The sequence below is a fragment of the Nocardioides sp. URHA0032 genome, from assembly GCF_000620645.1.
Lineage (GTDB): Bacteria > Actinomycetota > Actinomycetes > Propionibacteriales > Nocardioidaceae > Nocardioides.
In genome coordinates, this window is sequence record NZ_KK211161.1 from 153,525 (window position 1) to 165,638 (window position 12,114).

Here is a 12,114-nt window from a genome sequence, read left to right on the forward strand (position 1 = left end):
CTATCCAACCAGCCGGGCCAGCTTCTCCAGCGCCATCCGGGTGCCGAGCTCGTTGTCGGCCGGCGGGACCACGTCGGGCACGCCGTCCATGTGCAGCGTGACCTCCGTGCCGCCCTCGACGTCGCGCAGCGTCGTGGTGGTCGTGATCGTCCCGAGGAGGTCGGGGTCGTCGGTCTCGAACTCGATCTCCTCGACGACCCGCTCACCCTCGACGAGCTCGACGTACCGGCCCGTGTAGGTGTCGGTCGCGCCGTCGGTCTTGCCCGCGGCCGCCGGGTCGTCGTACGTCAGCGACATCCGGACCCGGCCGCCGACCCGCGCGTCGAGCTCGTGCACCTCGCCGCGCATCCCGTCCGGGACCCGCCACTGTGCGACGGCCTCGGGGTCGAGCAGCGCGCGGTAGACGGTGGCGCGGTCCGCGTGGACCAGGACGGCGGCAGTGGTCGAGTACACGCCGCGACCCTATTCCGCCCGAAGTAGAACCTGTTCTAGTCTGGTGCGATGCGCAACGGACTCGTGCTGTTCACCTCCGACCGCGGCATCACGCCGGCCGCCCTCGGCGCGGCCGCGGAGGAGCGGGGCTTCGACACGTTCTACGTGCCCGAGCACACCCACATCCCGGTGAAGCGGACCGCCGCGCACCCGGGCACCGGCGACGAGACGCTGCCCGACGACCGCTACCTGCGCACGCTCGACCCGTGGGTCTCGCTCGCGACGGTGGCCCAGGCGACGTCGCGGATCCGGCTGTCCACCGCGGTCGCGCTCCCGGTCGAGTCCGACCCGATCACGCTCGCGAAGCAGATCGCCACCCTGGACCACCTCTCCGGCGGCCGGGTCGACATCGGCGCCGGCTTCGGCTGGAACACCGACGAGCTCGCCGACCACCACGTCCCCGCCGAGCGCCGGCGCACGGTCCTGCGGGAGTACGTCGAGGCGATGCGCGCGCTGTGGACCCAGGAGGAGGCGTCGTACGACGGCGAGTTCGTCTCGTTCGGGCCGTCCTGGGCCTACCCGAAGCCGGCCGCGCACATCCCGCTGGTCATCGGCGCCGGCGGCGGTCCGAAGACCTTCCGGTGGATCGCCGAGAACGCCGACGGCTGGATGACCACGCCCACCCAGCAGGACATCTCCGCCCAGATCGACGCGCTCAAGAAGGCCTGGGCCGACGCCGGCCGGTCCGGGGCTCCCGAGATCCGGATCCTGATCGCGTTCAGGCCCGACCCCGAGGACCTGATGGCCTGGGCGGAGCAGGGCGCCACCGAGCTGATCTGGGGCGTCCCCGACAAGTCCCCCGACGAGGTGCTCGCCTCGCTGGACCGCCTCGCCGCTCGACTCGGCCTCGCGTGAGCCGAGTCGGCGCAGTCTCAGCCTCTCTGGACGCCGAGTCGGCGCAGTCTCAGCTGAGACTGCGCCGACTCGGCACTAGGCCTTCACCACGGTCACGGTCGGCTCGGCGCCGTCGGCCGCCACCACGTCGTACGAGGTCGCCAGGGTCTCGCTGGTGATCAGCCGCTCGTGGTGACGGGCCGCCGCCACGACCTCGGTCGAACCCCCGATGGTCAGCGCGATCCGGTCGGAGACCTCGAGGCCGGCGTCGCGGCGCGCCTGCTGGACCGCGCGCACGAGGTCACGGGCCAGGCCCTCCTCGGCGAGCTCCGGGGTCACCTCGGTGTCGAGGACCACGAAGCCGCCGCTGCGCAGCACCCCGGTCGCCGTGCCACCGTCGGCGGAGCCGGCCACGGTCTCGAGGGTGTACTCGCCCTCGACCAGCGCCAGCCCGCCCGCGGTGACGGTGCCGTCGTCGGCCACCGACCAGTCGCCGGACTTCGAGCCCTTGATCGCGGTCTGCACGTCCTTGCCGAGACGCGGGCCGGCGGCGCGGGCGTTGACCGTGAGCTTCTGCTCCACGCCGTACGACGCGGCCTCGTCGGAGTCGACCGACAGCAGCCGGACCGTCTTGACGTTGACCTCGTCGCGCACGATGGCGTCGAAGCCCGACAGCGCGGCCGGGTCGGGGACGACCACGGTCAGCGTCGCGAGCGGCAGCCGGTTGCGCAGGTTGCCCGCCTTGCGGAGCGCCGAGGTCGCCGAGCAGACCTCGCGGACCTTGTCCATCGCGGCCACCAGCGCCTCGTCGGTGGGCAGCTCGTCCACGAGCGGCCAGTCCGCCAGGTGCACCGACCGCTGGCCGGTCAGGCCGCGCCAGACCTCCTCGGTCGTGAGCGGCATCAGCGGCGCGGTCGCCCGGCAGACGACCTCGAGCACCGTGTGGAGCGTGTCGAACGCGTCGGCGTCGCCCTCCCAGAAGCGGTCCCGGGAACGACGGATGTACCAGTTGGTCAGCACGTCGAGGAACGACCGCGTCGCGTCGCACGCCTCGGCCACGGCGTACGCGTCCAGGGCCGCCGTCATCTCGCCGACGAAGTCGCGGCACTTGGCCAGGAGGTAGCGGTCCAGCGGGTCCGTCGAGTCGGTCCGCTGCCGCGCGTCGTACCCCTGCCCGTTGTCGTGGGCGTTGGCGTACAGCTGGAAGAAGTACCAGCTGTTCCACAGCGGGATCAGCACCTGGCGCACGGAGTCGCGGATGCCCTGCTCGGTGACGATCAGGTTGCCGCCGCGCAGGATCGGCGACGACATCAGGAACCACCGCATCGCGTCCGCGCCGTCGCGGTCGAACACCTCGCGCACGTCGGGGTAGTTGCGCAGCGACTTCGACATCTTGTTGCCGTCGGAGCCGAGCACGATGCCGTGGCTGATGCAGTTCTCGAACGCCGGCTTGTCGAAGATGCCCGTCGCCAGGATGTGCAGCGTGTAGAACCAGCCGCGGGTCTGGCCGATGTACTCGACGATGAAGTCCGCCGGGAAGTGGTGGCTGAACCACTCCTCGTTCTCGAACGGCACGTGCACCTGGGCGAACGACATCGAGCCGGAGTCGAACCAGACGTCGAGCACGTCGGACACGCGGCGCATCATCGACTTCCCGGTCGGGTCGTCCGGGTTGGGTCGGACCAGGTCGTCGACGTAGGGACGGTGCAGGTCCGGCTCGCCGTTGCGGTTGCGCGGCAGCGTGCCGAAGTCGCGCTCGAGCTCCGCGAAGGAGCCGTACACGTCCAGGCGGGGGTACGCCGGGTCGTCGCTCTTCCACACCGGCACCGGCGAGCCCCAGAACCGGTTGCGGGTGATCGACCAGTCGCGGGCGTTCTCCAGCCACCGTCCGAACTGACCGTCCTGGATGTGGTCCGGCACCCAGTTGATCTGCTTGTTCAGCTCGAGCATCCGCTGCTTGATCGCGGTCACCTCGACGAACCACGACGAGACGCCCTTGTAGATCAGGGGATTCCGGCACCGCCAGCAGTGCGGGTAGCTGTGCGCGTAGGTCTCGCGGCGCAGCAGCACCGTCCCGGGCGACACCGCGCCGGTCTCGCCCTCGCCCCGGGTCGCAGCCTTGAGGTGGTCGATGACGTGCGGGTTGGCGTCGAAGACGTTCATGCCCTCGTACTCGGCGACCGGGAACGTGAACCGGCCGTCCTTGCCCACCGGCATCACCGGCTCGATCTGCTCCCGGTCGGTGACGATCTTGTCGTCCTCACCGAAGGCGCCCGCCGTGTGCACGAGGCCGGTGCCGTCCGTGGTCGTCACGAACTCCGACGCCGGCACCACGCGGAACGCGCGCTCGCGGCCGGCGTAGTAGGAGAACGGCGGCGTGTAGGTCAGGCCCAGCAGCTCCGATCCCGGACCGCGCCACACCACCTCGGGGTCCTCCCCCAGCTCCGCCTTGTACGCCGGGACCCGCGCCGCGGCCAGGATGTAGCGGACCCCGTCGACCGCGACCACGACGTACTCGATCTCCTCACCGACCATCACCGCGAGGTTGCTCGGCAGCGTCCACGGGGTGGTGGTCCAGACGAGCAGCTTCGCGCCCTGGAACTCACCCGGAGTGGTCACGTCGTACCCGACGGTGACGGCGGGGTCCTGACGGGTCTGGTAGACGTCGTCGTCCATCCGCAGCTCGTGGTTGGACAGCGGGGTCTCGTCGTTCCAGCAGTACGGCAGGACGCGGAAGCCCTCGTAGACCCAGCCCTTGTCGTAGAGCTGCTTGAACGCCCAGATCACCGACTCCATGTAGTCGGGGTCCATGGTCTTGTAGTCGTGGTCGAAGTCGACCCAGCGCGCCTGGCGGGTGACGTACTCGCGCCACTCGTCGGTGTACATCAGCACCGACTGCCGGCAGGCGTCGTTGAACGCCTCGATGCCCAGCTCGAGGATCTCGTCGGTGGTCTTGATGCCCTTGAGGCGCATCGCCTCCAGCTCGGCGGGCAGCCCGTGGGTGTCCCAGCCGAACCGCCGCTCGACGCGCCTGCCGCGCATCGTCTGGTACCGCGGGATCAGGTCCTTGACGTACCCGGTCAGCAGGTGGCCGTAGTGCGGCAGCCCGTTGGCGAACGGCGGACCGTCGTAGAAGACGAACTCGTTGTCGCCGTCCACGCCCGCGTCACGTTGGTCGATGCTGGCCTGGAACGTGCCGTCCTGCTCCCAGAACGCGAGGATGCGCTCCTCGATCTCCGGGAAGCGCGGGCTCGAGGGCACACTGCCGGAGTCGTTCTTCGGGTAGGTCATCGGGGCTCCTGCGCTCGTCGGTCGTGTTCTCGACGAGGACGACCCCACCAGTCCGGGGAGAGCCGCGGTACCACCTCGCTTGCCGTTCCGGGGAACGACCGCTCGTTCACGGCTGTGACGGGCCTACCCGTCCGGTTCTACTTGCCCGAGGGCTTTCTTCCGGAGGCTCGCCGCTGATGACGGCTCGAACGCCTTGCTCGAAGCGTACGGCGTGGCCTCGGCGCCTCGCCAATCGGAATCGGCGTGGCCGCACGACGCGCCCGACGAGCCCACGCCGTCAGCCTTCATCGGACGTTCAGGTGCGAGGAGGACGATCGACCCGTGAGCGCCGGCCGGTCCGCCCGAGTCGTGACGGCGACCGACTGCGTGGCCGTCGGTGTGGTCGCCCTGCTGGTCTTCGCACTGCACGGCTTCGACGGGCCCCTGGACCGCGACCTCGGGGTGTTCACGTACGGCGGCGAGCACGTCGCGCACGGCGTCCCGCCGTACGCCGCGATCTTCAACTCGGTCGGCCCACTCTCCGAGGCGCTCCCCGGACTTGCCATCTGGATCGGCGCGCACTCGGGGATCGGCCCGGTGAGCGCGGAACGGCACCTGTTCGTGGTGCTGGCCGCCGGCTGCTGCGCCGTCCTCCACCTGCTCGCCAGGGACGTCCTCGGCTCCCGTGCGGCCGGGTTCGTGGCCGCCGCGGTGCTCCTGACCTTCCAGGACTTCGCGGCCCTCGCGTCCGACGGCCCGCGGGAGAAGACCGCGATGGTGCTCCTGCTGCTGGTGACGCTGGTCCTGCTCACCCGCCGGCGCTGGGCAGCGGCGGGGGTCACCACCGCGCTCGCCACGCTGACCTGGCAACCCGTGCTCGCCGTCGCGGTCGTGGCCGCCGTCGTCGCGGTGGTCGGGGGCAGGATCGGACGCGTGCGCGCCGCCATCGCGTTCGTCGCCGGCGGCGCCGCCACGACGGCCGTGTTCGCGGGCTGGTTCCTGGCCCGCGGCGACCTCCGGACGGCGGTCGAGGGCTTCGTCGTCGTCAACGCCGAGTACACCCGGCAGCCCTCGCTGCTGACCGAGCCGGGCGTGATCAGGACCTTCCTCTGGGAGGCGTACCACGCCTCCCTGCTGCTGGTGCCGATCGGCCTGGTCGCCCTGTTCGTCGCGACCGGGTGCGCCGTACGGCGGAGCCTGCCGCTCGTGGTCGTCGGCGCCGCGGGCCTGGCCGCGACCGCCTGGACGGTCGCCGTCATCAACGGACCGCCCGACCTGTTCGTGCTGCTCCCCTTCGCCGCGCTCGGTGTCGCCGCGGCGGTCGTCGCGATCGCGGCCCGCGTGACGCGGCCGGTCGGCCGGGCGGTCGTCGCCGCGGTGACCCTGGCCGCGGTCGTCGCCGCGGGCACGAGCGCGGTCCGCACCCGTGACGACTCCCTCGAGCGCGAGCGGGCCGACGTCCGGGACGTGCTCGCCGCGGCTCCCGCCGGCGCCACGGTGCTCTCGATCAACGCACCCGAGGTGCTCGCGCTCTCGGGCCGCTCCAACCCCACGCCGTACCAGGTCTTCGACCGGGCCATGGACGGCTACCTGCAGGCGAACTGGCCCGGCGGGCTGCACGGGTACGCCCGCTGGATCGCACGGACCCGGCCGACCCTCGTCGCCTTCTCCGCCGGCCGGCACCAGCGTTGGCCCGTGCGGGTGCTGCGGCGCGACTACTGGCTCGCGGGTCGCGGGCACGCCTGGGGCTGGTACGTCTCGCGGACCGCCGGCGCCCGGACGCTCGCGGCCGTCTCGCACGCGATCCACGCCGCCCGGCACCGACCGGTCTGACCCAACCCGGTTGCCTCGCACGGGCGGTTGCTGGTCGGGTGGTCCCATGAGCGACGACACCACCCTGCACGGCGAGGAGGCGGTCCTCGCCGACTACCTCGGCCACTTCCGCCGCACCTTCGAGCGCATCTGCCAGGGGCTGGACGCCGACCAGCTGGCCCGGCGGTCGGTGCCGCCGTCGAGCATGTCGCTCCTCGGGCTCCTGAGACACCTCGCGGCGGTCGAGTACTCCTGGTGGCGCCGCGTGATGGGCCGCGACCTCACGCTGCCGAAGATGTGGGGCAAGGACGAGAACCGCGACGCCGACTTCGACGGCGCGATCGCCGACGACGCGGTGGTGGCGGAGGCCTGGGAGGCGTGGCGCGCCGAGGTCGCCCACGCCGAGGAGTTCCGGGCGACCCACCCGATGGACTTCCTGGGCCAGCACGACGACGGCCCGATCGAGATGCGCGAGGTCGTCGTCCACCTCATCGAGGAGTACGCCCGGCACTGCGGCCACGCGGACCTGCTCCGCGAGACGATCGACGGGCAGACCGGCCGGTGACGGGCGAGCTCGGCACGCTGCGGCTCTGGCTGGCCGACTTCCGGGCCGCCGTCGAGCGGAAGACCGCCGACCTCGACGCCGAGCAGCTTGCCCGGCGGTCGGTCCCGCCGAGCTCCCTCAGCCTGCTCGGACTGGTCCGCCACCTCGCGCAGCTGGAGCACCACTGGTTCCGGCGCGTCCTGCAGCAGCACCCCGAGGAGACCCAGCTGTTCGTCGTCGACGGCGACTGGGAGTCCCAGTTCGACGGCGCCCTCGCCGATCGCGACGTCGTCGAGGAGGCGTTCGCGACCTGGCGTGCCACGACCGCGCAGGCGGACGCATGGCTCGACGGGCTCCCCGACGAGGCGCTGGACGTCGTCATCGACCCGGAGGGCCGGATCGCGACGATCCGCGACGTCTTCGTGCAGGTGCTCCAGGAGTACGCGCGGCACCTCGGTCACATGGACCTGCTGCGCGAGGTCGTCGACGGGCGGACCGGGGAGTGAGTGTCAGGACAGCAGGTCGGCGCGGGCGCTGCTGATCCACTCGAGCACGCCGCCGGCCTCCGCCGCCGCAGCGTGCCGCTGCGCCTCGTCTCGCGCACCCCGGTCGTGCTCGGTCCCGTCGACCGGCGGACGGGCCGCGGCCCGGGGTACGCCGCCAACTAGGCTGTGCTGCCGTGACTGATCAGAAGGCCTGGGGATTCGGGCTCGCCACCCTCGACGGCAACGGCAACGTGCTGGACGTCTGGTTCCCCGCGCCGGGTCTCGGCGGGAAGCCGGCCGACGCCGTCTGCCCGAGCGAGCTCGGTGACCTCCAGGGCACCGACAAGGACCGCGGGGTCACCCGGGACGTCCTGCTGGTCGAGATCGAGGACCTCCAGGCGCCGCCGACGACCACCGAGGACGTGTGGCTCCGCCTGCACCTGCTCTCGTCGCGCCGGGTGACGCCCCACTCCATCAACCTCGACGGCCTGTTCGGGCTGCTGGCCAACGTCGTGTGGACCAGCGCCGGGCCGTGCCCGGTCGAGGGCTTCGAGACGACCCGCGCGCGGCTGCGGGCGAACGGCCGGCACCTGACGGTGTTCGGCGTGGACAAGTTCCCGCGGATGGTCGACTACGTGCTGCCGGCCGGTGTGCGGATCGCGGACGCCGACCGGGTCCGGCTCGGCGCGCACCTCGCCGAGGGCACCACCGTGATGCACGAGGGCTTCGTCAACTACAACGCCGGCACCCTCGGTGCCTCGATGGTCGAGGGCCGGATCTCCGCCGGCGTCGTCGTCGGTGACGGCTCGGACGTGGGTGGGGGCGCCTCGATCATGGGCACGCTCTCGGGCGGCGGCAAGCAGGTCATCTCGATCGGCAGGCGGTGCCTGCTCGGCGCGAACGCCGGCGTCGGCATCTCCCTCGGCGACGACTGTGTCGTCGAGGCCGGTTGCTACATCACCGCAGGCACCAAGGTCACCGTCAACGACCCGGTCGACGGCATCGGCCCGACGGTCGTCAAGGCGCTCGAGCTCTCCGGCGCGAGCAACGTGCTGTTCCGCCGCAACTCGGTCTCGGGGGCGATCGAGGCCGTCCCGTGGAAGAGCGACGGGGTCGCGCTGAACGCCGCCTTGCACGCGAACTGAACACTGGACCCATGAGGTTCCGCACCGGCGTCGCCGTGGTCGTGCTCGCCGGGGTCGGTGTGGCGGCCGCGGTCGGGTACGGCGTGCATGACTTCTTCAACGACGTCCACCCGTTCTTCCAGTCCGACGAGTGCACCGCGACCGTGAGCGGGCGGACCGTGACGCTGAATCCCGAACAGGCCGAGAACGCCGCGCTGATCACCGCGGTCTCGGTAGGCCGCGGCCTGCCCGCGCACGCTGCGACGATCGCCCTCGCCACGGCGTACCAGGAGTCGAAGCTCTACAACCTCGAGTCCGGTGACCGCGACTCCGCGGGCCTGTTCCAGCAGCGTCCCTCGCAGGGATGGGGCACCCGGGCGCAGGTGCTGGACCCGTACCATGCGACCAACGCGTTCTACGACGCCCTGGAGAAGGTCGACGGCTACCAGGACATGCGGGTCACCGAGGCCGCTCAGGAGGTGCAGCGGTCCGGGTTTCCGGAGGCGTACGCCGACCACGAGGCCGATGCCCGGGTGCTCGCGTCCGCACTCACCGGCAACTCGGCCCACGCCTTCTCCTGCCGGCTCGCGGACCATCCCGGGCAGGAGTCCGACAAGCTCACCGACTCCGGGCTGACGCACCGGGCCGACGTCGTACGCCGCGAGCTCGACGACCTGTTCGGCGACCCGCCGATGGGCGGCTTCGCGCCGGGCGGCGTCAGCACCGGGCACATGGCCGGCTCCGCTCACTACGACGGCCGCGCGGTCGACGTGTTCGTCCGGCCGGTCAGCCCGGAGAACAAGATCCGCGGCTGGGCGATCGCGCAGTACCTGGTCGCGATGGCCGACCGACTCTCGATCGAGCACGTGATCTTCGACGACCGGATCTGGACCTCCGGCAGCCGCTCGGGCGACGGCTGGCGCGACTACGACCCACCGGCGAGCTCCGGCAGCCGGCTGGTCCTCGAGCACCGCGACCACGTCCACGTCGACGTCTTCGACTGACCCGGACCCGAGTTCCTCCGGGGCCCGGCTGAATCCGCGGCGTGTTTCTGTTGAGAACGGGCGCCCGCGCGCCGATGGAGAGTGATGCTGGACGACATCACCAGACGATGGTCGTGGACGATCCACAGACCGGACCAGACCAGGTTTCCGTCACCACCTCCGACGGAAATCTCACCGCAGGAGGTACGACGATGTGCAACCACTCACCGGGATGTCCGGAGATCGAGGCGGCCGACCGCTGCAGCGCCCACGTGGTCTCCGACCACCTGCACGACCAGGGCTGGTGCCGTCTCTGCAACGGGCTGATCCTCTTCGACGACGGCCACTACCTGACGCCCGACGGGCACGACCACGTCCTGACCCTGTCCGCCTGACCTGCGTGGCCCGCCCACCTAGGCTGGGCGGATGAGATCTCGGGTCCTGGTCCTCGCGTTGATCGGTGCGACGCTCGTGGTGGCCGCCCCGGCGCCCGCCGCCGGACCGTGTGACCACCCCACGGTCCGCGGGACCGCCGACGACGACCGGCTCAGCGGCACCAGCGGCCCCGACGTGATCGCGGGCCTCGGCGGCGACGACACCCTCCTGGGTCGCGGCGGCGACGACGTGCTCTGCGGCGGAGCCGGCCAGGACCGGCTCGTCGGCGGGCCCGGCGACGACCAGCTGCACGGTGGGACCGACGCGAAGGTCGCCGAGGACACCGACTACTACGTCTACGACGGCGACACGCTCGACGGCGGCCCCGGCAGCGACACCCTCGACGGTGGGCTGGACGGCAGGCACGACGGCTCCGTGGACAGCCTCACGTTCGCCGGGCTGAGTGCTCCCGTGACGGTCGACCTGGCGGAGGCCACCGCGGTCTCCGGCGCCGACACCGACACGGTGATCGGCCCGGTCGACCGCGTCACCGGCACCGACCACGACGACGTGCTCCTCGGGTCCGACGCCGACGACGTCCTGCTCGGCGGCGCCGGCCGCGACCACATCGACGGTCGCGGCGGCGACGACTGGGTCGACGGCGGCGGCTGGGCGGACGGCGTCGCCGACACCTCGCCGAACACCGTGCTCGGCGGTCCCGGCCACGACATCGTGGACGGCGGCGCTGGTGACGACCTGCTCCGCGGCGGCCCGGGTGGCGACCTGCTCCAGGCCGGCCAGGGCGTGGACCGGTCGTACGGCGGCCGCGGCGACGACACGGTCAACGACGAGGCCGTCCCGGAGGCGGGCCAGGTCCTCGACGGGGGGCCGGGCCACGACAGGACCGGCGGCGTCGGCCTGCTGGACCGGAGCGGCACGTTCCGCGGCCAGGTCACGGGCACCATCGACATGGCCGCGGGCACGCTGCGCGCCCACGTGCGCGGTCTCTATTGGGACGTCGCGCTGACCCGCTTCGAGGACGTCTCCGCCCCCCGGGGCACCTGGACCGTCTTCGGTACCGACGGGCCGGACTCCCTGTGGGCCGGCTTCCTCGACCAGGGCGTGCGCATCTACGCCCGCGGCGGCAACGACGAGCTCCACGGCTCCGACCGGGACGACCTCCTGAACGGCGGTCCGGGCCACGACCGCGGGACCGGCTGGGCCGGCCACGACCGCTACGTCTCGGTGGAGCGGATCCAGCGCTGACCACCTGTGGACGACGCCGTCCACGCCCGGCGACCGGGGAACGCTTCCCCCATGGAGGTGGCCGAGGTGCTGCGCGAGCTGGGCGGGGTCGCGACCCGAGCGGCCCTGGTCGCGGCCACCGACAGGGGCACGGTCGACCGCGCCCTCGCCGGCGGCTCGATCGAGGTCCTCGCCCGCGGCCGGTATGCCCTTCCCGAGGTCGAGGGTGCGGTCGCCGCGGCGCACCGGCTGGCCGGCGCCCTCTGCCTGACCAGTGCCGCCCTCCACCACGGATGGGCGGTCAAGACCGTGCCGGATCGGCCGCACGTCGCCGTACCACGCAACCGCAGGGCGCCAGCACACGCACGCGCGCACGTCCACTACCTCGACGTGCCGCCCGGGTCGATCGTCCTGGACGAGGTGGCAACGCTCGCGCACTGCCTGCGACGACTGCCCTTCGACGAGGCGCTCGCTGTCGCCGACCCCGCCCTCCGCGCCGGCGAGGATACGGCGCTGCGGCAGGCGGCCGCGCTCGCCCGCGGGCCGGGGAGCAAACAGGTCCGCCGGGTCGCGGGCCTCGCCCGCGCCGAAGCGGCCAACCCGTTCGAGTCCGTGCTGCGTGCCATCGCGCTGGGCGTCAGCGGCCTCCGCGTCGAGCCGCAGGTGCTGATCACGTCGGTCGAGCCGTGGTGTCGCCCGGACCTCGTGGACCGGGAGCTGCGCATCGTGCTCGAGGCGGACTCGTTCGAGTGGCACGGTGGCCGGGCCGCCCTCGCTCGCGACGCCCGCCGGTACAACCTGCTGGTCGTCGACGGCTGGCTCGTGCTGCGGTTCGCCTGGGAGGACGTCATGCTCGACCCGTGCTACGTCGGGTCCGTGCTGCGTGCGGCCGTAGCCGAACGGGCGCAACGCCGCCCATGACCTCGCCGACCGGCCTGAGAGGCGGGTTA

At 72.2% G+C, this 12,114-nt stretch carries 12 protein-coding genes; 10 read left to right on the forward strand and 2 right to left on the reverse strand.

The window, feature by feature from the left end:
- Window positions 1-453 (reverse strand): SRPBCC domain-containing protein, encoded by a 453-nt coding sequence (locus tag N538_RS0121945; protein WP_028639066.1) that lies wholly within the window; start codon window positions 451-453, stop codon window positions 1-3.
- Window positions 454-501: 48 nt separating this feature from the next.
- Here N538_RS0121945 and N538_RS0121950 point away from each other — a divergent pair, with 48 nt between their 5' ends.
- Window positions 502-1,347 (forward strand): LLM class F420-dependent oxidoreductase, encoded by an 846-nt coding sequence (locus N538_RS0121950; protein WP_028639067.1) that lies wholly within the window; start codon window positions 502-504, stop codon window positions 1,345-1,347.
- A gap of 75 nt (window positions 1,348-1,422) precedes the next feature.
- Here N538_RS0121950 and ileS read toward each other — a convergent pair whose 3' ends face one another.
- Window positions 1,423-4,617 carry an isoleucine--tRNA ligase gene (gene ileS / locus N538_RS0121955; protein WP_028639068.1) on the reverse strand — a complete coding sequence of 1,065 codons (3,195 nt, stop codon included), beginning with the start codon at window positions 4,615-4,617 and terminating at the stop codon, window positions 1,423-1,425.
- A gap of 321 nt (window positions 4,618-4,938) precedes the next feature.
- Between ileS and N538_RS0121960 the strand changes: the two genes are divergently transcribed.
- The 9 genes from N538_RS0121960 (at window position 4,939) to N538_RS0122000 (ending at window position 12,085) form a co-directional block, all read left to right on the forward strand.
- Window positions 4,939-6,429, forward strand: a complete 1,491-nt coding sequence (locus N538_RS0121960) for a hypothetical protein (RefSeq protein WP_028639069.1) — start codon at window positions 4,939-4,941, stop codon at window positions 6,427-6,429.
- Between the two features lie 46 nt (window positions 6,430-6,475).
- Window positions 6,476-6,973 (forward strand): DinB family protein, encoded by a 498-nt coding sequence (locus tag N538_RS0121965; RefSeq protein WP_028639070.1) that lies wholly within the window; start codon window positions 6,476-6,478, stop codon window positions 6,971-6,973.
- Window positions 6,970-7,458, forward strand: coding sequence for a DinB family protein (locus N538_RS0121970; protein WP_197025428.1), 489 nt, complete (start codon window positions 6,970-6,972; stop codon window positions 7,456-7,458). Before N538_RS0121965 ends, N538_RS0121970 begins: the two co-directional genes overlap by 4 nt.
- Window positions 7,459-7,620, forward strand: a complete 162-nt coding sequence (locus tag N538_RS28740) for a hypothetical protein (protein WP_155992387.1) — start codon at window positions 7,459-7,461, stop codon at window positions 7,618-7,620. It begins immediately after the preceding gene.
- Between the two features lie 11 nt (window positions 7,621-7,631).
- Window positions 7,632-8,582, forward strand: a complete 951-nt coding sequence (gene dapD, locus N538_RS0121980) for a 2,3,4,5-tetrahydropyridine-2,6-dicarboxylate N-succinyltransferase (protein WP_028639072.1) — start codon at window positions 7,632-7,634, stop codon at window positions 8,580-8,582.
- An 11-nt stretch (window positions 8,583-8,593) separates the two neighbouring features.
- A complete protein-coding gene (locus tag N538_RS0121985; RefSeq protein ID WP_028639073.1) occupies window positions 8,594-9,565 on the forward strand; it encodes a hypothetical protein in 972 nt (323 codons plus the stop codon).
- Between the two features lie 191 nt (window positions 9,566-9,756).
- Window positions 9,757-9,939: a DUF5999 family protein gene (locus N538_RS0121990; protein ID WP_028639074.1), complete on the forward strand. Its 183-nt coding sequence runs from the start codon at window positions 9,757-9,759 to the stop codon at window positions 9,937-9,939.
- Window positions 9,940-9,970: 31 nt separating this feature from the next.
- Complete coding sequence (locus N538_RS0121995; protein ID WP_155992389.1) at window positions 9,971-11,185, forward strand: calcium-binding protein; 1,215 nt, start codon at window positions 9,971-9,973, stop codon at window positions 11,183-11,185.
- Between the two features lie 51 nt (window positions 11,186-11,236).
- On the forward strand, window positions 11,237-12,085 hold the full coding sequence (locus N538_RS0122000) for a hypothetical protein (protein ID WP_028639076.1): 849 nt from the start codon (window positions 11,237-11,239) through the stop codon (window positions 12,083-12,085).
- Window positions 12,086-12,114: the final 29 nt, after the last annotated feature.

What these genes read in the sequence shown, in the direction of transcription:
- N538_RS0121965 (WP_028639070.1), top strand. Translation starts at nt 6,476, where the DNA reads ATGAGCGACGACACCACCCTGCACGGCGAGGAGGCGGTCCTCGCCGAC.
- N538_RS0121995 (WP_155992389.1), top strand. Translation starts at nt 9,971, where the DNA reads ATGAGATCTCGGGTCCTGGTCCTCGCGTTGATCGGTGCGACGCTCGTG.
- ileS (WP_028639068.1), bottom strand. Translation starts at nt 4,617, where the DNA reads ATGACCTACCCGAAGAACGACTCCGGCAGTGTGCCCTCGAGCCCGCGC.
- N538_RS0122000 (WP_028639076.1), top strand. Translation starts at nt 11,237, where the DNA reads ATGGAGGTGGCCGAGGTGCTGCGCGAGCTGGGCGGGGTCGCGACCCGA.
- N538_RS0121950 (WP_028639067.1), top strand. Translation starts at nt 502, where the DNA reads ATGCGCAACGGACTCGTGCTGTTCACCTCCGACCGCGGCATCACGCCG.
- N538_RS0121990 (WP_028639074.1), top strand. Translation starts at nt 9,757, where the DNA reads ATGTGCAACCACTCACCGGGATGTCCGGAGATCGAGGCGGCCGACCGC.
- N538_RS0121985 (WP_028639073.1), top strand. Translation starts at nt 8,594, where the DNA reads ATGAGGTTCCGCACCGGCGTCGCCGTGGTCGTGCTCGCCGGGGTCGGT.